We start from the raw sequence: 23,281 nt of genomic DNA, 5'->3' as shown, positions 1-23,281 counted from the left end.
CGGCCAGCTGACTTCGGGACGGGGGCACGGACCAGCTGAGGTGGGTGCGGGGAAGGTGGCGCGGCGTGCCGTCGTGGGGCGGCGGGATGGTTGGCCGATGCTGGTCGGCATGAGCCGCCAGCCGCAGGTGATCGTGCATGCTCCGGATGGGCGTGGGCTGCGGGAGGTCAGCCTGGCGGGGCAGGGTGTGGGGCGGGCATGGTCGCTGCGGGATCTGCGCAGGGTGCTGCGGCGGGCGGGCATCGGGCCGGATGTCGACCTTGGCAACCCGGGCGTGGTGCGGTGGCGCGCGGATCCCGGCCTGTGGCCTGACAAAGCGTGGGCGCGGCGGGCGGACGGCTGCTTCATGGCCGTCGGGCTGCTGGTGTCTGCGGCAGTGCTGTCCCGGGTCGGACTGTGGGATGTGATAGGGGCGCTGACGTTCGGCGGCCGAGTTATGGGAGCGGTCTTCCTGGCAGGTGCGCTGGTGGAGGTCGCCGCAGCCGTCGCTGCGGCGGACTTCTGGGGTAAGCGGCGAGTGCGGTACTGCGGGCCGGTCGTGGTCCTGGGCGTCGTCGTCGCGGCGGTGACGAGCCTGATGTTGCTGGTCCTGCAATGGGAGGGCGGGTACCGGCGAGGCTGGTTGTGGCTGTGGGCCGCCCTGGCGTTGTGGTGCTGCTGGGCAGGATGGGCGCTGACCCGCCACAAGGCTTGGCGGGGTGTTCCGCACCCGCGGCGCTTTGCGCTCGGGGTGGCCCTGTCGGGCGTGGTGGGTGCGGCCAGCCTGGCGTACTCCTCGATGTACAGCCCCTACGTCGCCCCTCCGCGGGTGCCGTTCGGGGCTACGTTCGGCAAGCCCACCCTGAACGCCGCGCACACCTCCCTCTACGTGCCGGTCCGGCTCACGTTCAAGAACGAAGGGCCGGCCAGCATCCACGTCGTGGGGACCTTGTGGTCGGCCACCTTGTGGCCGTCGGCGTACACCGCGCCCGGAACTGACTTCGGTACCTGGGAGACCGGGCTGGGGGACGGCTTCGACAGTTACCGCCACGAGCGTTTCACGGGCTCGTCCAGCGTGCTGGCGGCAGGAACGATCACCGGCCCGGGCGACCGGCTCGACCCGGGAGACGACTTCTCCAAGGACGTGGTCGTCGAAGTTCCGGCGAAGGAGGCAGTGGACGGACGGGTCGAGATCTACGCCATCACCTCGTTCATCCGCGCCGACCGAGGGAAGCTGGCCAACAGCTACCGCGACTCCGCGGAGTACTCCTGGAACACCGAATCGGATGCTCACGAGCACCGGAGGGACCCGCCCGGCTGGCTGGCCGCGCCAGGCGACGAGTTCTTCCGCTACCGGGCGCGGATCTACCGCAGCAGCGCGATCATGCGCATCACCCAACCCCCGGACTGGGCGGCGATGTGGTGGGTGATCCCCAAAGGGGCCGGCGCCACCCCGTACATGAGCGTGCACATCGCACGCGACGCCGACAGCCAGGAGCGGCTCAGCGATGCCCAGCAGGAACCGTACGGGATGAAGACCCTGCAGACTTCGGCCGACCAGCCGATTGCCCTGCTGAAGAAGGCGGCTTCGCCTTGAACCGGCCCTCGTTGCACAGGAAGCCTGATCCTTCCACACCCTGCTGGGCGAACGGGCGCTGTTTACCCATCTCGGCGGCCGTGAAGTGATGCGTGACCAGCTTCGCCAGTTGCTGGATGAGACGGACCTGCTGGGCCTGTCCCTGGGAATCATCCCGGCCCGAGCTCGCCTCTTGGTCCACCCGGGAGGCGGCTTCTCGATCTTCGATGACAGCAGGGTCGAGGTCTAGGGGTACCGCGGGGCGGAGACGGTCACTGATCCGGGGCGGGTTGGCGTGTTCCGGAAGACGTTCGGGCTTCTCCGGCCCTCCGCGGTCTACGGACAGGCTGCCCGAGACCTGATTAAGTCCACATTGGCGATGGCCTGACGACCTGGAGGGCCCCGCCTGCTGTGGCCTACCGCCAGGGTGCCTGGGTGCGCTGAGCCTGTCGTTGGGCTGAGATGGCGTCTGCGCGGGCCATGGCCGGGAGGTGGGGGAGCCGTCCGGCTGCGTTGGTATTCCACCAGCAGTGGGCTTCGGGCGAGAACGCGGTCTTGGTGACGTTGTCGATGGCTTCTTGGTAGACGCCTGGCGAGTCATGCCACTCGGTGTCGCCGATCACCCGTAGGGAGCGGCGCGAGAGACCGTCGAGGAGGGGGATGAGCCGTGGGAGGGCGGTCAGGCGGTGTCGGCTGTGGCCAGCTTGGCGGACACCGCCTGGATATTGCGTCCAGAGGAGGTACTGGGCCGGCCAGGGCAGATCGATCGCCTCGCGCCCGTCGTAGACCACGACCACCGGCTCGGCCATGGAAGCAGCGATGCCAGTCACCATTCCGCGACCCGTGTCTTGCAGTTGATCGACCAGCCTGGCCACCCACGGCTCATCCCGTAGATCGCGCTTGATTGCACGCTCCAGGGCATCGTGGGCGCGGGCCCATCGTGCCGCGACTGGAGAGGCGTGGTTGCCCTGCTCGGCAGGGGCGAGATGCATCAGGGCCTTGAGCCACCTTTCGCACCATTGGTCGAATCCGTACTGGTCGTCGTAGCGTGCCGTGCCCGCGGAGGCGTCTTCCCGCTCTTGTGCGTCGAGGGCTTCGTCGCAGATTTCTTCCCAGGTCTCCTGCCACGGGAGCCGGAACTTTCCAGGCCGGCGGCGACGGAAGTCGCTCCCTCCTGGGCCGTGCATCCGGAAGGCGAGCACGTGGCAGTACGCCTCCAGGTCGTGTCCGGAGTCGAGCCGATCGGCCAGCGCGCGGAGTTCTTCCATGAGAGAGAGCAGATGGCGGGCCTGCGTGTAGTAGTCGGGAAACGGGTTAGGGCAACGGCGACAGCCCCCGGGCTCCGGCACGTCGGCCATGCTGCCGCGGTCTGGTACGCGCAGACTGACGCCAGCCCGCTGCGGAGGCACCCGGAATGCCCAGCAGGCCGCCGACAGGTGGAGCACCGAGCCGGCCGCTCCCTGCCGCAGCGGTACGTCCATGCCTGCCAGGGGGCCGAGTGGAACGTCATCAATAGCCCCTTATCAGGATTCTGTCCCTGGGGCAGCTATCTGGGGGTCAAGGGATCGCAGGTTCAAATCCTGTCGTCCCGACTTGCGAACGCACCGGTCAGGGGCTGCTTCGGAGGTTTCCGAAGCAGCCCTTCGATCATTTTCGGGGACCGGTTGAGGACCGGCGCCCTTGACCGCGTCAGCGGGCGGACAGGATCGAGTCCAGAGCCTGTGGCGTCTTCGATCACGCCCGGCCCGTTGCCGTCTCGCGTCGCTGTCGTCGGGCCGCCAGCACCGCGTAGACGATGATCCCGACGAACAGGAACAGCACGCCCTGATACACCGCCGCGTAACCGGCGCCCGCCATCAGCCAGATGGAGAAGGCCGCCGCCACCGCGGTGATCACCGAGTCCCGCACCAGCCGAGCCCGGTCGACCGGTCCGCGGCCGGAGACGAGGTGGAAGAGCTGCGCGGCGGTGGCCAGCAGGTACGGCACGGTGGCGGTGAACGTGGTGACGAGGACCAGGACCTCGAAGACCTTCCCCGAGCCTGACAGGTAGTTGTACGCGGTGAGCAGGGAGGAGAGCACGACGGTGACAGCGACGCCGACCGTCGGCACGCCCCGGCGGCGGCGCGCGAACGCGGCCGGGAACAGTCCGTCCTTCGCCGCGGCGTACGGGGTCTGGGCGCTCAACAGCGTCCAGCCGTTGAGACAGCCGGTCATCGACACCAGCGCGGCGAGCGCCACCGCCGTACCGCCCCAGCTGCCGCCGAACATCGCGTTCACGGCGTCCGAGAACGGCGCGGTGGAGGTGACCAGGCGGTCGTGCGCGACGGTGCCGAAGACGGACAGCGTGCCCAGCAGGTACACGAGCGCGGCGCCCGCGGTGCCGATGACGGTGGCGCGCCCCACATTGCGGCGGGCGTTTCTGACCTCGCCCGCGCTGACGGCGGCGGACTCCACACCCAGGTAGGAGAAGAGCAGCAGGGCCGCGGAGGCGGACACCGCGCCGACCGCGCCGTGGCCACTGGCGTTGAACGGCCCGAGCCGGGAGGGGTCGAAGAAGAACAGGCCACCCACCGCGACGAGCAGCAGCGGTACGAACTTCAGCACGGTGGACACCAGCTGGACGGCGCCCACGTAACGGGTCCCGGCGAAGTTGGCGAGCGCGGGCAGCCATTGCAGGGCGAGGGCGGCCAGGCAGGCCGTCCAGGGGTGGCCGCCCACCGGGACCAGCACGTCGAGGTAGCCGACGGCCGCGACGGCGAGCGCCGCGTTGGACACCCAGGTGGTGATCCAGTACGCCCAGGCCGCGAGAAAACCGGCGAAGTCGCCGAAGGCCTCACGGGCGTAGACGTACGGACCACCGGTGCGGGGGTCACGCGCGGCGAGCCGGCCGAAGACCAGGGCCAGGGCGATGGCGCCGACGGTCAGGACGCCGAAGGCGACCAGGCTGACCGTGCCGTAGGGGGCGATGGAGGCGGGGAGCAGGAAGATGCCGCCGCCGATGATGTTGCCCATGACCAGAGCGGTGGCGATGGGCAGGCCGAACCGGCGGGCGTGTCTGCCGGTGTCGCCGTGGGGGTCCTCGACGGGAACCGCGCGGGTCTCCGAGGAGGCCGGAGCCGACTGCGGGACGGTCCCGGTGTTGTGCATGGGTGGTGCGCCTCTCATGGAACTGACGTTCCCGGGATCGCCGGGACGGGCCCATGCTCGGGCAGGTTCCGAGCTGGCTCAAAATCGCCGGTTCTTGTCCCGTCGGGCCCGCCCGAGCACGCAAAATGCCTCGTGCGGTGGGTCTCGCGCCGTGAGATGTCCGGCCGTCCCGGAAGGCGTGGGACGCGGAGGCGCCCGCGGTCGGTCGGCGGACGCCCACAGGCCGCGGACGTGCTCCAGACGCCGGGTCATGATCTCGTGCACGGCCTTCTGGTGCGCGGCGGCAGGGCCTCGAGGAGGTCCCAGACGCTCCTGGGCGGAGGACCGTCACTTCGCCATGCCAGTGCCATGTCACATGATCCATACTCCGAGGAGACCCGCGCATGCTGCGCCCCCACCTCCTCAGCCGCCGGGAAGTCCCAGGCGTGGACGCCCCCTTGACGTCGTGCGCAGCCGGATCGACACTCCCGGGAGGGAAACCTAGTGAACAGGTAGGGAATCATGACGCGCCTCGGAACGGTCACCGGCCGAGCGGGTCGGGTGCCGTTGCGCGCGCCCCTGCTCACCTCCCGACGCCACATCGACCTGCTGCGCGTCTGCAGCGCGATCAGCGGCCGGCGCTGAGCCCGGCCCCTCGCCCTCATCGAAGGACCGCGCCTGCCGGCGCGCCCGTCCGCACGCCCACGCCCAGGGGAGACGCATGTCCGTCAGTCCGCTCGCCGCCGCTTCGCCCGTTCGCCGATCCGCCCCCGCCCCCGTCTTCCGGGGCCGGATCGGCCGGGACGCGCGCAGCGGCCACTACGCCGTGCCCCACCGTTACCGGCTCCATCTCTCGGCCGCCTGCCCCGGCGGGCTGCGCCTCGCCGCCGGGCACAGCCTTCTCGGCCTGGACGGCAGTTGTCCGGTCGTCCTCCTGCCCGCCGTCCCGGACTGTCCCGGCGGCGGCCACGCGGCGCTGCGCCCGCTGTACGAGGCGAGTGCCCACCACTACACCGGCCCGGCCCTCGCGCCCGTCCTCAGTGACGACTGGTCCGGACGCATCGTCAGCACCCACGCCCCCGACATCCTGCGCGACCTGGACCGCTTCCCGCGTGACGGCCGGTCCTCCCTGTATCCCTCCGGAACGGAGTCCGTGATCGAGGCCGTCCAGCGGATCTGCGCCGAGGGCATCGAGGAGTCCGCCCAGCGCGCCGGACGCGCCGGTGCCGACCGCGCCGAGCAGGCCGCCGCCCTCGACGTGCTGCTCGACACCCTGGGCCGGCTGGAGCGACGGCTGACCGGTGAGGAGTACCTGGTCGGCGACCGGCTCACCGCCGCCGACATCGAGTTGTGGGTGACCCTGGTGCAGCTCGACACCGTCCACCGCTGCCACCTCGACGCCTCCGCCGTGCACCGGATCGCCGACCACCGCGCCCTGTGGGCCTACGCCCGCCGCCTGGCCGCCAACCCCGCCTTCGGTCGCCACCTCGACCTGGACGGCATCTCCCAGCGCCACCACGGCCGTTGCCAGGGGCTGGAGGCCGCCGGGGCGGCTGTCCAGATCCTGGACTGGGCCGCCCACGCGGGGAACGCCCCGGACGCTTCCCGCAGGTGAGAGCGGGCTCCGGGTACGTCCACTTCGCATACGGCCGCTGACAATCGAACAACCTCTCCGACGAGGCCGTGGCCAAGGCGGCGGCCAACCAGCCTGGGCCATCGCCGGACAACTTCCTGACGAAGGGGATCTCCTGATAGACCGTCACGTCAATGGTCTGCCAGGCAACTGCACTGGAGAAAGGACTCCGCCTCCGTGGCCTGCCGATCGACGTCCGCGGAGGCCGTACCCCGCGGGAGGCGCGAGAGGCGTACCCGTCGGTCTTCGGGAGCAACCTCGCCTTCCAGCACAAGGCCGGACTGCCCGTGGTCTCCGAGACGCTGGAGGACTTCTTCCGCACCCGTAGCACCGGCGTGGCCGCGGACGTCACCTCCCCCGTAGGTGACGTCCGCGACCGCTCCCCCGGTGCCGGACTGTGGTTCTCATCGTCCCTCTGCCGTCACCAGCACATGACGGCCGTCTGTCCCGAACCCCACGTGGAGGAGAGGCGGACGCGGACGAAGTAGCGGCGGCCCTTGACGAGCCGCACCCCGACAACGGCGTTGTCCGGGCCGCCGCCGTCGTCGTGCCCCGCGAGGAAGCGCGGTTCCCCGTCGCGCTCCTCGAAGACCACGAGCACGGTGTCGGCGTCGCCGAAGGTGCCCACGGTGTACTCGCGGGTCTCCGGCGGCTCGACGGTGAAGTCGGCCTGTTCCGCCGGGCCGAGACCCAGCGGCACCGACCGGTACGGCACCAGCGCCACCGGCCCGGCAGGGTCGGCGGGCGGGTACCAGCGGAGCACGAACTCCTTGTCGGCCGGGGATGGTGTGCCGCACGGACGCAGCCCCCCGCGGTACTGCTCCGGCTCCAGCACCAGCCCCGGCCCGAACGGCAGCGCCATGACCGACTGCGGGTCCCACACCGAGCCGCTCACCTCGCCGGCGTCCAGCGTGCGCAGCACGTTCGTGTACGTCGTCTCCCGGCTCCAGAAGTTCGGCGGGCCCGCCAGCTCGGCGTACACGGCCTCGTCGTCCCAGTGGAGCCCGGCGAACGGGCTCTGGTGTTCGTGCACCATGCCGAGCGCGTGCCCGATCTGGTGCAGGACGGTCCCGCGCTCCCCGGGCGCGGTCACGTCCCAGCCGAGGTTCATGGTGCGCTCGCCCCGGCCGACCGACAGTGCCCCCCGGCCCACCGCCGACCAGGAGCCGGCGCCGGCCTGGAAGCCGATCCGCAGCTCCGCCTCGCCCCGGTCGCCGACCTCGGCGAAGGTGACGCCGAGGCCGAGGCCCTGCCACTCGCGGAAGCACTCGCGCACCACGTCCCGCTGCTCCTCGCCCCCGGCCCACGGCACCCGGCGCAGTTCCCCGGTCCCGGGAACCGGGATCACCGAGGCGTCGGAGTGGTCGTCGAGGAAGCAGTAGTGCAGGACCGTGCCGTTGACCCACATCCGCCGCCCCGCGAGCAGCGCACCCAGCCGCTCGGCCGTCAGCCCCGCCGCGAAGGACGGAGCCGGCTGCCGCGGAAGCGAGCAAAGGCGTCGGGTCATGCGACCAGCGTGCCCGCCCGCCGGTGCCGGGCGCGTGAGTCGGGGGCTACTCAAGTCCACCTGTATCAAACCTGAGTACGCGCGCTCCGGATGATGTGAGGACTTTCGAACCGGACGCGAAGACACTCGAGATGCCGTGGCCGTTCACCGGCCGGGAACACGAACTGGAGCTGGTGCGCGGGTCGCTGACCACCGGACGGCACGGCATCGTGGTGACCGGCCCGGCGGGTCACGGAAAGACCCGGCTGATCGCGGAGGCGGTCCGGGGCACGGATCACACCTGGGTGACCGGCACCCCCGCGTCCCAGGGCCTGCCCTTCGCGGCGTTCGCACACCTGCTCCCCGACACCGTCTCACTGCACCGCGCGGTCCAGCTCCTGTCCGGCGCACGGCTGCTCGTCGTGGACGACGCCCATCTGCTGGACGAGGCCTCCGCCGCCCTGGTCCACCAGCTCGCGGTACACGGACGCACCCGCCTGTTCGTGGCCGCGGTGGACGCGCTACCCGCGCCCGGCGCGGTGTCCCGGCTGTGGACCGGCGAGCTGCTGCCCCGGCTGGCCCTCGCCCCGCTGCCCCGCGAGGACACCGCCCAACTGCTCGCGGCGGCAGGCCTGGAACCCCTCACGGCCGGCCGCCTGCACCACGTGTGCCGGGGCGATCTGCGGCTGTTGCGCGACCTGGTGACCGCACTCGGCGCCTCCGGCCGGCTGGCCCCCGTCCCGGGTACCGGCGAGCGGGCCTGGCGAGGCGCGCTGCCGGTCACCCCGGCCGTGCGCGAGCGCCTCGCCCCGGCCCTGGAGCGCTCCGGACCCGGCGAACGCGACACCCTCGAACGCCTCGCCTTCGCCGAGCCCCTGGCGGTGCCCCTGGAGGACCTCGACCTCGACGTCCTCGAACGCCTGGAGACCGACGGTCTGATCGAGGTCGACGACGGGGGCGACGTCACCCTCGCCCATCCCCTGCACGGCCCGGCCCTGCGCGCCACGACCGGCCGGCTGCGGGCCCGGCGGCTGGCCCGCACCCCGGACGGCGCCGGCGCCGCTCTCGACGCCGAACAGCGCACCCTGGCCCAGCGGATCGAACAGCTGGACGTCCGGCCGGTGCCCACGCCCGTGGGGGAGTGGCTGGTGGCGGAGGGCGCCCCGCTGCCGGCCGGTTACGCCGCGGTACGCGCCCGGTACGCGCGCCTGCGCGGCGAGGTACGGGACGCGGCGGCGTGGGCCCGGGAGGGGCTGCGCCATGCGCCGGGTGACCCGGGATGCCGCAGCGAAGCCGAGCGTGCGGAAGCCGAGTCGGGAGGGGCGGCCGACGGTCGTCGGGGGGCCGACGGCGATCCCGACGGTGCCGACGTCCACGCTGTGTACGAAGCCGTACGCGTCGGCGCCGCCGAGCGGGCGACGGGGCGGTTGCCGGCCGGGAGCGTCTTCGCCCGGCACGCCGAAGCGCTCGCCCGCGGCGACGGGCCCGCCCTGGACCGGGCCGCCGAGGCCCTTCGGGAGCGCGGCTTCCTGCTGTTCGCGGCCGAGGCCCACGCGCAGGCGGTACGGGCGCACCGCGACCCACGTGCCGCGCGGCTCTCCCGCACCCGCGCGGTCGCTCTCGCCCGCCGCTGCCAGGGTGCCCGTACGCCGGCGCTGGCCGGACTCGTCCTCGGTGAACTCACCGCCCGGCAGCGGCAGATCGTCACGCTTGCGGCGGCGGGGCTCAGCAACCGGGAGATCGCGGAGCGGCTGACCCTGTCGGTGCGGACCGTGGGAAACCATTTGTACAGCGCGTATACGCGGCTCGGCACGGGGGATCGGGGGGCGCTGCCCTGGCTGGTGGAGCCGCCGGTCGCGGAGTCGGCGTAGGCGTCGCGTCCACGGGGTGCGGGTCCTTGCCGGCTGCGGTGCGTCGGGGCGGCACGCGCAGTTCCCCGTGTCCCCGCGTGACGTGCCGTGGGCCGTCGAGGCGCCCCTACGCCGCACCGAACGCCGCGAACGCCCAGCCCGTCGCCTGGTGCACCGCGTCGCCGGGGAGCGTGGTACGGGCGTCGCGCAGGGCCTCGGCCAGGGACAGGCCGGCACCGAGGCCCTTGTGCAGGGCGAGCATCAGCGGCACCACCGCCGCGTCGTTGACCGGCGCGCTGCTCGCCACCACTCCGGCGGTGCCCAACGGCAGCAACGCGGTGACCAGGCCGAGGAGTTCGTCGGCGCCGACCGAGGCGAGGCGGGCGGTGTCGCAGCTGGAGAGGATGATCCGGTACGGGCTGCGGGCGAGCCGCTCGAAGTCGTGCACGATCAGCGGGCCGTCCGCCATCCGCAGCGCGGAGAACAGCGGGCTGTCCGCGCGGAACGTTCCGTGCGCCGCGAGGTGCGCGAGGCACGCGCCGTCGAGTTCCGACAGCACCCGCGGCACCTGCGCCTCGTCGCCCTCCAGGACCGTCGCCACGCCGTACCGGTCCGCCAGGTCCAGCACCTCCGCACCGCCCGTCGCCAGGCCGGGGCCGCGCACCAGCACGGCCCGGCCGTCCCGCGGCGGCTCCGTCTCCCGGGCGCGCAGCCAGCTGCCCGCTGAAGGGGACACGCTGAGCACCCGGTCCCGTAGCGCGGGCAGCAGCGCCCACGGCACCCGGTGCAGGGCCCCCGGCGGCACGATCACCACCGGACCCGAGCCGAGATGTGCCGCCGCCCCGCCCAGCAGCAGCTCCTGCAGCCGCCGGCCCGCCGCCTCCACGAGCGGCAGCCGCGCCTCCGCCCCGGGATGCGCGAGCCGCCGTAGCCCGGCCTGCACGTACTCGGCCTCGGCCACCGCCTCCGCCAGCGCCCCGCCGTCGAACCGCCGCACCTTCCCCTGTCCGCACAGCAGGACGTGCACCCGGCCTTCCACCACGGCCAGTTCCACCAGCCGCCCGTCATCGAGCCGGTCCAGCAGCCGGGCCACGTCCAAACGGTCCCCGGTACCGGGCGCGGCTCCGCGCATGTGGTGGGTGCGGGAGCGGATCTCCCGTTCCAGGCGCCGCTGTTCGCGTTCCAGCGCGGGCACCGGCCGGCCCTCCATCCGGGCGCCCTCCGCCCGCGCGGCGATCTCCCGGTAGGCGGTCAGGGTGCTCAGCAACGCCGGGTCGTCGGGCGGCCGGGCCGGCGGAGCGGACAGCACGGTCGCCCGCCAGCGCTCGCTCCACACCAGCAGCCGCCGCGGATCGCCCTGGACGAGGCTCACCTCCTGGGCGAGCGCGGCCAGTTCGGCGCCCTGCGCGGTCGCATGGGCCCGCAGCTCCGAGGCGCCCAGGGTCATCCGGTGGTCGTCCAGCACGTCCAGACCGCGCCGGCACGCCTCCAGCACACCCCGCCGCGAACCGGCCGCGCGCGCCCGGAGGGCCTGCGCCGCCCAGCCGGTCATCCGGGCCGTCGGCGGGCCGCCGTGCCGGCTGCGCGCGGCCACCGCCAAATGCCGTTCCGCGTCCACCGTCCAGCCCAGCGCCAGCGCGATCCGGCCCGCGAGCAGCGATGCCTCGGCTGCGGCGGGCGAGCCGAAGCGGGCCAGCCGTTCGGCGACCGCCGCCGCGTCCGCGACCAGCCGCCCCGACCGGCGCCCGGCCGCCACCCGCGCCTGGATCAGCACCAGGCGGGCGTGGGTCTCCCACCACATCCGCCGCTGCGCGGCGAACAGCCGTACGGCGACGGCGGCGCGCGCGATCGCGGTGTGCGGGTCACCGGCCGAGCGGGCCGCCCGCGCGGCGGCGAGCAGCAGCTCGGCCTTGCGGGTGGACTGCCCGCCGATCCGGTCCAGCAACGCTATCGCCGTGTCCGCCTCGGCCAGTGCCTCGGGGGCGAGCCCGGCCGCCATCAGCACCTCGCAGCGCCGGACGGACAGCATGTAGGTGGGCGTGCCGAGCTTCGCGTACCGTTCCTCGGCCTCGTCCAGCAGCCGCAGTGCCGCCGGGATGTCCCCGGACCGGAAGGCGGCGAGCCCACGGCTCTCCACCGCGTCCGCCTTGTCGTGCTCCTGCCCGGTGGTGTCCCACAGCAGCTCCGCCGCCGTGAAGTCCGCCACCGCCCGGTCCACCGCGCCGAGCGCCAGGTGCACGGTGGCCCGCAGGGTCAGTGCCCGCGCGGTCCAGATGTCGTCGGCGACCTGCCGCAGCACCGGCAGCGCCCGCCGTACGTCCTCCAGGGCCTCCCGGTGGTGCCCCAGCACCCACCACACGTACGCCCGCCGGTACAGCACCCGGGCGCGGGTGTGTCCGGTGCCCCGTGCGACACCCCGCTCGAACGACGCGAGCCCCTGCCGCGTGCGCCCCGCGTGCACCAGTGCGACCCCCAGCGTCGCGAGCACATCGGCCTCCCGGTCGGCCGACTCGGCGCGCGCGGCGAGGTCCCGGGCCCGCCGCAGATGCCGCAGTGCGATCCGCAGATCGCCGAAGTCGCGCTGCCAGATGCCGAGCACCTGGTGGGCGACGCTGGCGTGCAGCGGCGGCGGAGCGGCGCGCAGCACCTGTTCCGCGCGTGCCCGGGCCTCGCCCGGGTCGGCGAACACCAGGGGCAGCAGTTCGAGAACCGACTCGCTTCCCGCCGTCACGCCTCGCATGGTAGTGGCCTGCTGTATCAGACGGTGACCCCGCGACTCTCACTGTCGAACACCGTCTTGAGGGGGAGGACACGCCATGGCGCCACAGCGATTCCACGAGCAGTTCGACCACATCCAGCGCTCGATGCCCGACGTCCCACTGGCCATGGGCCCGGACGACGACGCCCACTACCTGTACGAGAAGGGCGTCGTCCTCGCCCGGGACGGCGAGGAGGCCCGGGTCGTCGAGGACACCGTGCGCGCCCACTTCACCGAGGCCCAGGGGCTGCTGCCCGAACACGTACGCCGCACCGGCCCGCAGACCAACCGCACCGGCGTCACCCGCATCCGGGTCGGCGACCCGGGCCAGGGCGACGACACCGTGCCGCACGCCCTGCGCGCCCTGCGGGAGGCCGAGGACCGCGGGGGCCGCCGGCTGGTCAGCCGGAACCATGTACTGCACATCGCGGTCAACGCCTGCCCCGGCGACGAGCCGGTGCCCGTCCCGCGCACCGAGGCGGCCAACCCGGGTGCCGCGGAAGGCGGTTACCACCCGGACTCCGCCGTCCGGGTCCTGGTCGTCGATACCGGTCTGGTGCACGACCACCCCTCCTACCCGCTCCTCGCCCACACCACGGGGGACGCCCAGCTGACCGAGACCGACGGCGAGGGAATGCTCCACCAGTACGTCGGTCACGGCACGTTCATCGCCGGCATCCTGGCGGCCGTCGCACCCAACACCGCCATCACCGTGCGCGGCACCCTGAACGACGCCGGTGCCGTCCTGGAGTCCGAGTTCGGCGCCAAGCTCTTCGAGGCCGTGGACCGGGACGGCTGGCCCGACGTCATCAGCCTGTCCGCGGGCACACCCGCCGAGGGGACCTACGGGCTGATCGGCCTGGACGCCTTCATGCGGGAACTGAGCGCCCAGCCCACCCTGCTGGTCGCCGCTGCCGGCAACAACGGCAGCGACACGCCGTTCTGGCCCGCCGCCTACGCCGCCCTGCCCGAGTACGCGGACAGTGTGCTGTCGGTCGGCGCGCTGCGCGCGGACGGCGACGCCGGGGCCTGCTTCAGCAACCACGGTCCCTGGGTCCGGGTGTATGCCCCCGGCGAGCGTCTCACCAGCGCGCTCACCGGCTTCGGCACCCCCGTGCCGTACCTCTACCAGCACTCCACCTACGAGGCCTGCCGGTACGGGTTCGACTATGCCTGCACCTGCCAGTTCCCGCGGCACACCGGTGTGTTGAGCGAGGGGCGGGAGAGCTCCGGGGCCAAACCGGACCAGGTGATGTTCGACGGGCTCGCGCAGTGGAGCGGCACCTCCTTCGCGACCCCGGTCGCCGCGGGGCTCGTGGCCGCCCACATGACGGCGCACCAGGAGCGCGACCCGCGCCGGGCCGGCGCCCGGCTGCTGGCGGACACCACCGACCGGGCCGAGGTGCGCGGGGCGCACGTCCCGGCGCTCCGCCCGCCCACCTGGCGCCCGGTCCCGGTCGCGACCCCGGCCCTGCAGGCATGAGGGCCGGAACCCTCCGCTCCACGGCGTACGATGACGTCCCGTACACGAGGGGTGGAGCCGTGGACCGAACAGAGGTCGGCGCGCTGGTCCAGTCCGCCGTCGACGGGGACGCCGCGGCCTGGAAGGCGCTGGTGGAAGGGATGAGTCCGCTGGTGTGGTCGGTCGTGCGCGCACACCGGCTCTCCGACGCCGACGGACACGAGGTCTACCAGACCGTGTGGTTCCGCTTCGCCCAGCACCTGGGCCGGATCCGCGAACCCGACAAGGCCGGCGCCTGGCTGGCCAGTACGGCCCGCCACGAGTGCCTGAAGGTGCTCAAGGGCCTGACCCGGCTGACCCTGACCGACGATCCGCAGGTTCTGGACCGGCCCAGCGGGGACCGGACGCCGGAGGAGTCGCTGATCGATTCGGAGGAGGCGACGGACCGGGCCGAGCGGGTCCGCCGCCTGTGGCAGGAGCTGGACGGACTGGGTGACCGGTGCCGGCAGTTGCTGCGTGTGCTGATGGCCTCCCCGCCACCCAGCTACGTGGAGATCTCGGCCGCGCTCGGCATCGCGGTCGGCAGCATCGGGCCGCTGCGCCAGCGCTGCCTGCGCCGGCTGCGGGCCCGGATGGACGCGCGGGGTGCGGCGTGAACGGACATGACGAGAACGGAACCTTCCCGCGGAACGCGGACGGCGAGGAGTTCGCTGACGCGCTGCTGGAGGAGGAACTGCGCCAGGCGGCCGCCGTCCTGGACCCGGTCCCCGACGGGCTGCGCCAACTCGCCCTGGACGCCTACGCCCTGCACGACCTCGACGCCCGGATCGCCGAGCTGACCTTCGACTCGCTCGTGGACGCCCTGCCGGTCAGGGGGGCCATGGACGCGCCGCGGATGCTGACGTTCCGCGCGGGGGAGGTCACGGTCGACGTCGAGGTCACCGGCGACGGGCTGATCGGCCAGGTGCTGCCGCCGCGGTCGGCACGCATCGAGGTGCTCGGCGGCCCGCAGACGGCCCACCCGGTCACGGTCGACACCCTCGGCCGCTTCACCAGCGACACCCCGCCGGCCGGTCCGTTCGCCCTGCGGCTGCGGACCGGCGCGGAGGTGATCGTCACGGAGTGGCTGCGGGCCTGACGGAGCCCACCGGGTGACCCGGAGCGTCCGCGGGCCCGCGGATCATGCCCGGTGCCGCCGGCACACCTGCCGGGCGGGTCGCCGGCCACGCCCGGTCCTCGCCGCACGGCAGCCGGCCGGGTCGAGTGGACCCTCGCGCATGAGACCGGCGAGGACCGGGTCGGAGTCCGTCCCGTCCAGGCCGGCCACGGGCCGGTCCGGTACGGGCCACACGGGGCGGCCTGGCCGTAGAGCGCGCTCGTCTCCACGGTCGTCATGCCCTCACCCCCCGACCGCTGTCCTGCCGTCGTGCTCCAGCGGACCGGCTGTCAGGGCGCCGACGCACGCGTCCGTAGCGGAGGGTGCCGTTCGGTCGGGGCACCCCAGGGCCTCGGCTTCAGGCCCTCGGCTCCAGGGAGTCGACCAGCGAGGCCAGCGCGGAGGCGAGCCGGTCGAGCCCCGGACCGGCCGGTCCGCCCGGTTCCGCCATGTATGTGTCCCGCCGGATCTCGACCATGAGCGCGCTGACCCGGGCGTCCGTGCCGTAGAACTCCAGCGGCACGTACGTCCCGGCGAACGGGCTGTCCAGCCCCGTCTCCCCGCACACGGCGAACGCCTCGCGGGCCGCCTCGGTCAGCTCCGGCGGCGTGTGGAAGGCGTCCGTGCCCAGGCACACCGGCGGTCGCGGCCCCGCCGAGTGCAGCTCGTAGGGCAGCGGCTCGGCCGGATAGGAGTGCACGTCGATGACCACGGCCCGCCCGGTCGCGGCCAGCCGCCCCGCCACCGCCTCCGTCATGGCCCGGGCGTACGGCCGGAAGTACCGCGCCAGGAGCGGCTCCGGATCGGTGTCCGCGGGCCGCAGCTCGCCTCGGTGCGTGGTCCGTGTGTACACGGCGCCCATCCCCACCGCGAGCATCTCCTCCCGCTCGTCCGGGAACCGCTCCGGGTCCACCACGAGCCGCGACAGCCGGTTCACGAACCGCCAGGGCGTGACCCCGGCCAGGGCGGCCGCCCGCTCGGCGAGTCGGGCGGTGTGCGCGTCGGTGATGTGGTCCAGCTCCAGCCCGAGCGCCGCGTCGTCCAGCAGGATCCCCTTGCGCGCGTCGTCCGGTATCGTCCGCGCGGAGTGCGGAACGTGCAGCAGCACGGACGACTCGGCGGCTCCGGGCAGGAGTTCGAAGGAGGGGGCGGGCTCGGTCACGGGCTGCTCCAGGGGCGCTGTCGGTGGCGTGGTGCAGGATCAAGGTGTCACACGGCACTGACCACGGGTGGGGAACGTGTTCAGCCGGGCAACTCCCGTACGAGCGACCCCACCAGCCCGCCTCGATCACCAACCCGCCCTGCCCGTACGGCGACTCCACCACCCGCGGCCGGTCGGCGCCCGGGGCCAGGGCGGCCAGCTCCCGCTGCTGGGCGAGCGGACAGAGGCGGACGGAGTCGACGCCGGCCACCAGGTACGTGCGGTCACCCGGGCGAGGGCGGCCCGCGGTCCGCCCCGGTCGATGACATGGGCGTTGATCGCCTCGGTCAGGACGACGTGACCGGCCGCGTCGAAGCGGGGGATCGGCTTGGCGGCGTGATGGCCGAGGTAGGACTCCACCCGGTGCGGGCCGCCGCGCCGCGGGTCCTGTGGCCCCTGCGGCAGCCGGCCGAAGCGGACCTGCAGCTCCGCGGCGGGCGAGGCGCAGGCCGGTGCGTGGCCCGTGGCCGGCGTCCTGGCAGTCGCCGCCCTGCCGGTACCGGTCGCCGCGGATGGCGTGCACCTGGGGTTCGCCCGGGCGATCCGCTCCACACTCGCCGCCGCCGTCGCGAGCACCAGCAACGCGCCGGTCCGTTCCGGATACGTCACCGCCCTCCGCCGCGCGCGTCCCGCCCAGGGAGCCGGCGACGACCAGCGCCCACCGGCCGATCCCCAGTGCGTCCGCCCCTCCGCCTCCGTCGTGACCTGGTCGCGCTGGGTCGGGAACGGGCAGGCGCCGCTGGTCCGGTCGCCACCCGGGCGGGGGAGGACGGCCCGGTGCTGCCCTGCCAGCCGCCGATGACGTTCGGTGCGGCGACGAACCAGCGACCCGTGTCCAGTGCCCCGCCCGGACCGGCCGGCGCGTCCCACCAGCCCGGCGTCGGGTGGCCCGGACCGGCCGGGCCGGAGACATGGCTGTCCCCGGTGAGCGCCTGCGGCACCCGCCGTCGGACCGGACGGGCGCGAGCCGCCACCATGTCTCGAACGCTGGGGCGCGCCCGGCACTTCGCCGGCCGCCTCACGCGGCAGCGCTTTCCCGGCGGCGTACCATGTCCGCCGTCCGGGCTGCCCCCCTCCGGAGAAGCCCCGGCAACGACTCGCCCCGGCCGGGCGGTGCCGACCGGGGCGGAGTTCAGGGACCTTCGGACGCGAACGTCAGCTCAGCGACGCCAGCGTCTGGTTCCAGGTGGCCGACGGGCGCATGACCGCGTCCGCCTTGGCCTTGTCGACCTGGTAGTAGCCGCCGATGTCGGCCGGGGAGCCCTGGGCGGCGATCAGCTCGTCCACGATCCGCTGCTCGTTGGCCGCGAGGGTCTCGGCGAGCGGCGCGAAGGCCTTGGCCAGGTCGGCGTCGTCGGTCTGGTGGGCCAGCTCCTGCGCCCAGTACAGGGACAGGTAGAAGTGGCTGCCCCGGTTGTCGATGCCGCCGACGCGACGGGTCGGGGACTTGTCCTCGTTGAGGAAGGTCGCCGTGGCGCGGTCGAGGGTGTCGGCGAGGACCTTGGCGCGGGTGTTGCCGGTGGCCGCCGCGTACTGCTCGAAGGAGGGGACGAGCGCGAAGAACTCGCCGAGCGAGTCCCAGCGCAGGTAGTTCTCCTTGACCAGCTGCTGGACGTGCTTCGGCGCGGAGCCGCCGGCGCCCGTCTCGAACAGGCCGCCGCCCGCCATCAGCGGGACGACCGACAGCATCTTGGCGCTGGTGCCCAGCTCCAGGATCGGGAACAGGTCGGTCAGGTAGTCACGCAGCACGTTGCCGGTGACCGAGATGGTGTTCTCGCCGCGGCGGATGCGCTCCACCGACAGCTTGGTGGCCTCGATCGGGGACAGGATCCGGATGTCCAGGCCCTCGGTGTCGTGCTCCGGCAGGTACTGCTTGACCTTGGCGATCAGGTTGGCGTCGTGGGCGCGGCCCTCGTCGAGCCAGAACACGGCCGGGTCGCCGGTGGCGCGGGCGCGCGTGACGGCCAGCTTGACCCAGTCGCGGATCGGCGCGTCCTTGGTCTGGCAGGCGCGGAAGATGTCGCCCTTGGCGACCGGCTGCTCGATCACGACGTTGCCGGCCTGGTCGACCAGGCGGACGGTGCCCGCGGCCGGGATCTCGAAGGTCTTGTCGTGGGAGCCGTACTCCTCGGCCTTCTGCGCCATCAGACCGACGTTCGGCACCGAACCCATGGTGGACGGGTCGTAGGCGCCGTGGGCGCGGCAGTCCTCGATGACGGTCTGGTAGACACCGGCGTAGGAGGAGTCCGGAACGACGGCGAGGGCGTCGTGCTCCTGGCCGTCCGGGCCCCACATGTGGCCGGAGGTGCGGATCATCGCCGGCATGGAGGCGTCGATGATGACGTCCGACGGGACGTGCAGGTTGGTGATGCCCTTGTCGGAGTCGACCATGGCCAGGGCCGGGCCCTCGGCGATCTCGGCGTCGAAGGAGGCCTTGATCTCGGCGCCCTCGGGCAGGTTCTCCAGGCCCTTGAGGATGCCGCCGAGGCCGTCGTTCGGGGTGAGACCGGCCGCCTTGAGGGTCTCGCCGTACTTCGCGAACGTCTTCGGGAAGAAGGCGCGCACCACGTGGCCGAAGATGATCGGGTCGGAGACCTTCATCATCGTGGCCTTCAGGTGCACGGAGAAGAGGACACCCTCCTCCTTGGCACGGGCGACCTGCGCGGCGAGGAACGTGTTCAGCTCGGCGACGCGCAGCACGGAGGCGTCGACGACCTCGTCCTTGAGGACCGGTACGGACTCCTTGAGGACGGTGGTGGTGCCGTCCTCGCCGACCAGCTCGATCCTCAGCGCGCCGTCCTCGGCGACGACGACGGACTTCTCGGTGGAGCGGAAGTCGTTCTCGCCCATGGTCGCCACGTTGGTCTTGGACTCGGGGGTCCAGGCGCCCATGCGGTGGGGGTGGGTCTTGGCGTAGTTCTTCACCGAGGCCGGGGCACGGCGGTCGGAGTTCCCCTCACGCAGCACCGGGTTGACGGCGGAGCCCTTGACCTTGTCGTAGCGGGCGCGGATCTCGCGCTCCTCGTCGGTCTTCGGGTCGTCCGGGTAGTCCGGCAGCGCGTAGCCCTTGCCCTGCAGCTCGGCGACGGCGGCCTTCAGCTGCGGGATGGACGCCGAGATGTTCGGCAGCTTGATGATGTTGGCCGCGGGGGTCTTGGCCAGCTCGCCCAGCTCGGTCAGCGCGTCCGGGATGCGCTGGTCCTCGTTCAGGTACTCCGGGAAGACGGCGATGATGCGCCCGGCCAGCGAGATGTCGCGGGTCGACACGGGCACACCGGCCTGCGAGGCGTACGCCTGGATCACCGGCAGGAACGAATGCGTCGCCAGGGCCGGGGCCTCGTCTGTGTAGGTGTAGATGATGGTCGAGTCAGTCACCGGGTGCTCCGCTCCACGTCTGCAACATTGCTCGACATCAAGATATCTCGTGACCGGGATTGGCTCGACAGGGGTCCCGGCCGGAAAACATGCCGCGCCGCTGCAACCGAATCCCGGCCTCCGTGGTCATGACAAGCGATCGCCCGCCGACCACGGGTGATCCCCCACTCACCGGTGGCCGGTTCTGACCGCCCGGCCGCCCGAGCGAAAGCGGACCATGAGATATCGCAGCAGAGTGACGGCCCCGGCGGCCGTCCTGATGATGGGTGCGGCGACGGCGCTGACCCTGGACTCCCCGGCCCAGGCCGCCCCGCGCGGGCGCACGGGGGAGCCGGGCCCGGAAACCCTCGGGGACCCGGTCTTCCCGGCTCTCGGCAACGACGGCTACCGCGTGTCCTCGTACCACCTCGACCTGGCCTACGACCCCACGACGAAGCTGGTCGAGGCCACGGCCACCCTGCGCATCCGCACCACGCGGGCACTGACCCGCTTCTCCCTGGACGCCCTGGGCCTGGACATACGCGCGATACGCGTCGCCGGCCGCAGCGCCACCTGGGAGCAGGCGGACGAGAAGCTGCGGATCACCCCCGCCGGACCACTCCCGGCGAAGACGGCGGCGACCGTCTGCGTCACGTACTCCGCCGACCCCCGCCGCACACTCGCGCACACCGCCTGGGTACCCACCCCGGACGGCTTCGCCATCTGCCCGCAGCCGAACTCCGCGCACACCGTCTTCCCGTGCAACGACCACCCCTCGGACAAGGCCGCCTTCTCCTTCCGCCTGACCGTCCCGAACGGGCTGCGCGCGGTCGCGAACGGCCTGCTCACCGGCACCGACACACTCCCGGACGGCCGCACGGCGTACGCGTACCGCTCGGCCTCGCCTATCGCCACCGAGCTCGTCCAGATCACCGTCGGCGACTACGTGATCAAGGACCGGCAGGGTCCGCACGGCCTGCCCCTGCGCGACGTCGTCCCCACCGCCCGCGCCACCGCCCTCGAACCGGCCCTGTCCCTCACCCCCGGCCTGGTGGGCTGGCTGGAGGACCGCCTCGGCGCCTACCCGTTCGAGACGTATGGCCTGCTGCCGTGCAACTCCGATGACCCGAAGGCCTTCGACTTCACCGGCCTGGAGACCCAGACCCTCACCCTGTACAAGCCGAACTTCCTGCTCCAGGAGGAGAAGAAGATCGGCTCGCACATGATGCACGAGCTGGTCCACTCCTACTTCGGCAACCTCGTCAGCCCCGCCACCTGGGCCGACCTGTGGCTGAACGAGGGCCATGCCGACTTCTACGGGCTGCTCTACCGCTACGAGCGCGGCTGGGCCGACTCCCTGGGCCTCACCACCATGGAGGCCCGGATGAAGGACACCTACGCCCGTGGCGACCAGTGGCGCCACGACTCCGGCCCGGTGGCCGCCCCCAACGCGGCGAACCTCTTCGACAGCCAGCGCTACCTGGGCGGCGTCCTCGTCCTGTACGCCTTCCGCCAGCTGGTCGGCGAGGACGTCTTCCAGGCCGTCGAGCGCACCTTCCTGGAGCGCTTCCGGGGCTCCTCGGCGTCCACGGAGGACTACATCGCCGTGGCTTCGGAGGTCTCCGGGCAGGACCGGTCCGGCTTCCTGCGCGACTGGCTCTACGGAACCAAGACCCCGCGCATGCCGGGCCACCCGGACTGGACGGTGAACCCCGTCAGCTCGTCCTTCGCGGCCCCGCACAGCGGGCGCGGCGGCCACCGGCACGAGAACTCCGCCACCCTCTGATCACCGGCGGCGGGCGGGGTCCGTACCGGCCCCGCCCGTCATCTCGCGCTCGATCCACCGGCAGATGACGTTCACCACGTACACCTGCTGGGCGCGCGTCAGCTCCCGCCCCTTGGGAATCCCGTGCCAGCGCTGGAGACAGCCGCGGCAGCAGGTCGCGGTCGCGTGCTGGGCCACGAAGACCGGATGCCCCCGGTACGGCGTCTGCTTGCCGTCCTTGTACGGCTCGGCCGGCGCCAGCCGCTTGGCGATCAGGTCGTACGCGTGCCGGCGGACCGTGGCCGGCCCCTTCAGCGCGGCGGTCGCCCTGTCCCGTCCGCGCAGCCGGAACCTCGCCCGGAACGGCTGCCGCGCGAGGGCGTCGAGTCGCTGATCGAGCGAGCGGGGATCGGGGGAGGACGGGCCGGGAGAGGAGGTCATGCTGCTCCGAGCCTAGCCGCCCACGCCGTCGCGCCTCGGCGACTGCGGTACGGTCACGGTGTGGCCCGGTCGCGCGACCGCTCCCTCACCCGGCCCTTTCCACATGATCGGCTGCCCGGTTCATCGTGGTCCGCGCAGACACGACCCGGCCGCCGGCCCACCCGCGGCGTTCCCGTCTGCACGACGGCTTCGGCGCCTAGACGACCGGCGCAGTCGTCCCGACCGGCCGCGGTGGGTTGCGGTGGCCGGGATCGGTCGTGGTCGGCTCCGGGCGGTCCTAGTCGGCCAGGGAGGACCCGGGGGCCAGTTCGTCGCCGCTGCGCTGCTGCGGGATCACCACCGTGCCCTGCTGCAGGGCCACCGTACGGGTGGGGGCGGGGATGCGGATGCCCTCGTCGCGGTAGCGGCGGTGCAGGCGCTTGATGAACTCGTGCTTGATCCGGTACTGGTCGCTGAACTCGCCGACGCCGAGGATCACCGTGAATCCGATGCGGGAGTCGCCGAAGGTGTGGAAGCGGATGGCCGGCTCATGGTCCGGGACGGCGCCCGTGACGTCCGTCATGACCTCCGTGACGACCTCCGCCGTCACCCGCTCGACCTGCTCCAGGTCGGAGTCGTAGCTCACGCCGACCTGCACCAGGACCGTCAGCTCCTGCTCGGGACGCGTGTAGTTGGTCATGTTGGCCTTGGCGAGCTGGCCGTTGGGGATGACCACCAGGTTGTTGGAGAGCTGGCGGACCGTCGTCTGGCGCCAGTTGATGTCGACGACGTAGCCCTCCTCGCCGCTGCTCAGCCGGATGTAGTCACCCGGCTGGACCGTCTTGGAGGCCAGGATGTGGACGCCCGCGAAGAGGTTGGCGAGAGTGTCCTGCAGGGCCAGGGCCACGGCCAGACCGCCGACGCCCAGGGCGGTCAGCAGGGGCGCTATGGAGATGCCGAGCGTCTGGAGCACGATCAGGAAGCCGATCGCCAGCACCAGGACGCGCGTGATGTTGACGAAGATGGTCGCCGAGCCCGCCACGCCCGAGCGGGACTGGGTGACCGTGCGGACCAGGCCGGCGATCACCCGGGCCGCGGACAGGGTCACCACGAAGATCAGCCACACCTGGAGGATCTGGTCGACGTGGTGCTGGACGGTTCTGCTCAGCGGCAGCACCGCCGCGGCCGCCGCCGCGCCGCCCGCGATCGCCGCCCAGGGGACGACCGAGCGCAGCGTGTCCACGATGACGTCGTCGCCGCTCCAGCGGGTCCGCTTGGCGTGCCCCGCGAGCCAGCGCAGCAGCGTGCGCGACATGAAGGCGAGCAGCAGGCCCGCTGCCAGTGCGATTCCGGCGAGGACGAGGTCGTCCAGGGTCAGCGCGCGGTTCACAGGTCACCTCCGGGGCGCAAAGCGGCTGCGCAGAGCCTGTTGTGAAGTCTCGTCACGTTGTCACCTGCTCGATGTCCGGGATGTGCGATCACGCGGGTCACCGGTCCGCCGGTGGCCCGCGTGAT

At 72.8% G+C, this 23,281-nt stretch carries 18 protein-coding genes; 9 read left to right on the top strand and 9 right to left on the bottom strand.

The window, feature by feature from the left end; all coding sequences use genetic code 11:
• Positions 1 to 97: 97 nt before the first annotated feature.
• Both ABZ079_RS14080 and ABZ079_RS14075 read left to right on the top strand, forming a co-directional pair.
• On the top strand, positions 98 to 1,576 hold the full coding sequence (locus tag ABZ079_RS14080; RefSeq protein WP_356939670.1) for a hypothetical protein: 1,479 nt from the start codon (positions 98 to 100) through the stop codon (positions 1,574 to 1,576).
• A gap of 40 nt (positions 1,577 to 1,616) precedes the next feature.
• Positions 1,617 to 1,805 (top strand): Scr1 family TA system antitoxin-like transcriptional regulator, encoded by a 189-nt coding sequence (locus tag ABZ079_RS14075; protein WP_356939762.1) that lies wholly within the window; start codon positions 1,617 to 1,619, stop codon positions 1,803 to 1,805.
• Positions 1,806 to 1,971: 166 nt separating this feature from the next.
• On the opposite strand, the gene ABZ079_RS14070 is transcribed toward ABZ079_RS14075, so the two are convergent.
• Together ABZ079_RS14070 and ABZ079_RS14065 are read right to left on the bottom strand one after the other, a co-directional pair.
• The gene (locus tag ABZ079_RS14070) at positions 1,972 to 3,036 is read right to left on the bottom strand and encodes a hypothetical protein (RefSeq protein ID WP_356939669.1); all 1,065 of its coding nucleotides are present in this window, start codon (positions 3,034 to 3,036) and stop codon (positions 1,972 to 1,974) included.
• 253 nt (positions 3,037 to 3,289) lie between these two features.
• Positions 3,290 to 4,702: an amino acid permease gene (locus tag ABZ079_RS14065; protein ID WP_356939668.1), complete on the bottom strand. Its 1,413-nt coding sequence runs from the start codon at positions 4,700 to 4,702 to the stop codon at positions 3,290 to 3,292.
• A gap of 501 nt (positions 4,703 to 5,203) precedes the next feature.
• Here ABZ079_RS14065 and ABZ079_RS14060 point away from each other — a divergent pair.
• Positions 5,204 to 5,326, top strand: a complete 123-nt coding sequence (locus ABZ079_RS14060; RefSeq protein ID WP_356939667.1) for a putative leader peptide — start codon at positions 5,204 to 5,206, stop codon at positions 5,324 to 5,326.
• 76 nt (positions 5,327 to 5,402) lie between these two features.
• On the top strand, positions 5,403 to 6,296 hold the full coding sequence (locus ABZ079_RS14055) for a glutathione S-transferase C-terminal domain-containing protein (RefSeq protein WP_356939666.1): 894 nt from the start codon (positions 5,403 to 5,405) through the stop codon (positions 6,294 to 6,296).
• A gap of 439 nt (positions 6,297 to 6,735) precedes the next feature.
• Here ABZ079_RS14055 and ABZ079_RS14050 read toward each other — a convergent pair whose 3' ends face one another.
• Positions 6,736 to 7,821: a M12 family metallopeptidase gene (locus ABZ079_RS14050; protein ID WP_356939665.1), complete on the bottom strand. Its 1,086-nt coding sequence runs from the start codon at positions 7,819 to 7,821 to the stop codon at positions 6,736 to 6,738.
• Positions 7,822 to 7,952: 131 nt separating this feature from the next.
• Between ABZ079_RS14050 and ABZ079_RS14045 the strand changes: the two genes are divergently transcribed.
• Entirely contained in the window at positions 7,953 to 9,671 is a 1,719-nt protein-coding gene (locus tag ABZ079_RS14045; protein ID WP_356939664.1) for a LuxR C-terminal-related transcriptional regulator, read from the top strand.
• Positions 9,672 to 9,777: 106 nt separating this feature from the next.
• Here the strand turns inward: ABZ079_RS14045 and ABZ079_RS14040 are convergent, their stop codons facing one another.
• Positions 9,778 to 12,390, bottom strand: coding sequence for a CHAT domain-containing tetratricopeptide repeat protein (locus tag ABZ079_RS14040; RefSeq protein WP_356939663.1), 2,613 nt, complete (start codon positions 12,388 to 12,390; stop codon positions 9,778 to 9,780).
• 76 nt (positions 12,391 to 12,466) lie between these two features.
• Between ABZ079_RS14040 and ABZ079_RS14035 the strand changes: the two genes are divergently transcribed.
• The 3 genes from ABZ079_RS14035 to ABZ079_RS14025 all read left to right on the top strand — a co-directional run bounded on the left by ABZ079_RS14035 (position 12,467) and on the right by ABZ079_RS14025 (position 15,008).
• Positions 12,467 to 13,891 carry a S8/S53 family peptidase gene (locus tag ABZ079_RS14035; RefSeq protein WP_356939662.1) on the top strand — a complete coding sequence of 475 codons (1,425 nt, stop codon included), beginning with the start codon at positions 12,467 to 12,469 and terminating at the stop codon, positions 13,889 to 13,891.
• On the top strand, positions 13,888 to 14,526 hold the full coding sequence (locus tag ABZ079_RS14030) for a sigma-70 family RNA polymerase sigma factor (RefSeq protein WP_356939661.1): 639 nt from the start codon (positions 13,888 to 13,890) through the stop codon (positions 14,524 to 14,526). The genes ABZ079_RS14035 and ABZ079_RS14030 overlap by 4 nt, the downstream gene beginning before the upstream one ends.
• A 62-nt stretch (positions 14,527 to 14,588) precedes the next feature.
• Positions 14,589 to 15,008, top strand: a complete 420-nt coding sequence (locus tag ABZ079_RS14025; RefSeq protein ID WP_356939761.1) for a hypothetical protein — start codon at positions 14,589 to 14,591, stop codon at positions 15,006 to 15,008.
• A gap of 376 nt (positions 15,009 to 15,384) precedes the next feature.
• Here the strand turns inward: ABZ079_RS14025 and ABZ079_RS14020 are convergent, their stop codons facing one another.
• From ABZ079_RS14020 to ABZ079_RS14010, 3 genes are all read right to left on the bottom strand, one after another.
• Positions 15,385 to 16,188, bottom strand: coding sequence for an N-formylglutamate amidohydrolase (locus tag ABZ079_RS14020; RefSeq protein WP_356939660.1), 804 nt, complete (start codon positions 16,186 to 16,188; stop codon positions 15,385 to 15,387).
• A gap of 126 nt (positions 16,189 to 16,314) precedes the next feature.
• Positions 16,315 to 16,836 carry a hypothetical protein gene (locus ABZ079_RS14015; protein WP_356939659.1) on the bottom strand — a complete coding sequence of 174 codons (522 nt, stop codon included), beginning with the start codon at positions 16,834 to 16,836 and terminating at the stop codon, positions 16,315 to 16,317.
• A 546-nt stretch (positions 16,837 to 17,382) separates the two neighbouring features.
• Complete coding sequence (locus ABZ079_RS14010; RefSeq protein WP_356939658.1) at positions 17,383 to 19,602, bottom strand: NADP-dependent isocitrate dehydrogenase; 2,220 nt, start codon at positions 19,600 to 19,602, stop codon at positions 17,383 to 17,385.
• A 217-nt stretch (positions 19,603 to 19,819) separates the two neighbouring features.
• Between ABZ079_RS14010 and ABZ079_RS14005 the strand changes: the two genes are divergently transcribed.
• Positions 19,820 to 21,367, top strand: coding sequence for a M1 family metallopeptidase (locus ABZ079_RS14005; protein WP_356939657.1), 1,548 nt, complete (start codon positions 19,820 to 19,822; stop codon positions 21,365 to 21,367).
• Here the strand turns inward: ABZ079_RS14005 and ABZ079_RS14000 are convergent, their stop codons facing one another.
• Together ABZ079_RS14000 and ABZ079_RS13995 are read right to left on the bottom strand one after the other, a co-directional pair.
• The gene (locus tag ABZ079_RS14000; protein ID WP_356939656.1) at positions 21,368 to 21,787 is read right to left on the bottom strand and encodes a DUF4186 domain-containing protein; all 420 of its coding nucleotides are present in this window, start codon (positions 21,785 to 21,787) and stop codon (positions 21,368 to 21,370) included.
• A 277-nt stretch (positions 21,788 to 22,064) separates the two neighbouring features.
• Complete coding sequence (locus tag ABZ079_RS13995; RefSeq protein ID WP_356939655.1) at positions 22,065 to 23,156, bottom strand: mechanosensitive ion channel family protein; 1,092 nt, start codon at positions 23,154 to 23,156, stop codon at positions 22,065 to 22,067.
• Positions 23,157 to 23,281: the final 125 nt, after the last annotated feature.

The organism is Streptomyces sp. NPDC006314, from assembly GCF_040613075.1.
Classification (GTDB): Bacteria; Actinomycetota; Actinomycetes; order Streptomycetales; family Streptomycetaceae; genus Streptomyces.
This window is presented reverse-complemented; position numbering and strand designations above follow the sequence as displayed.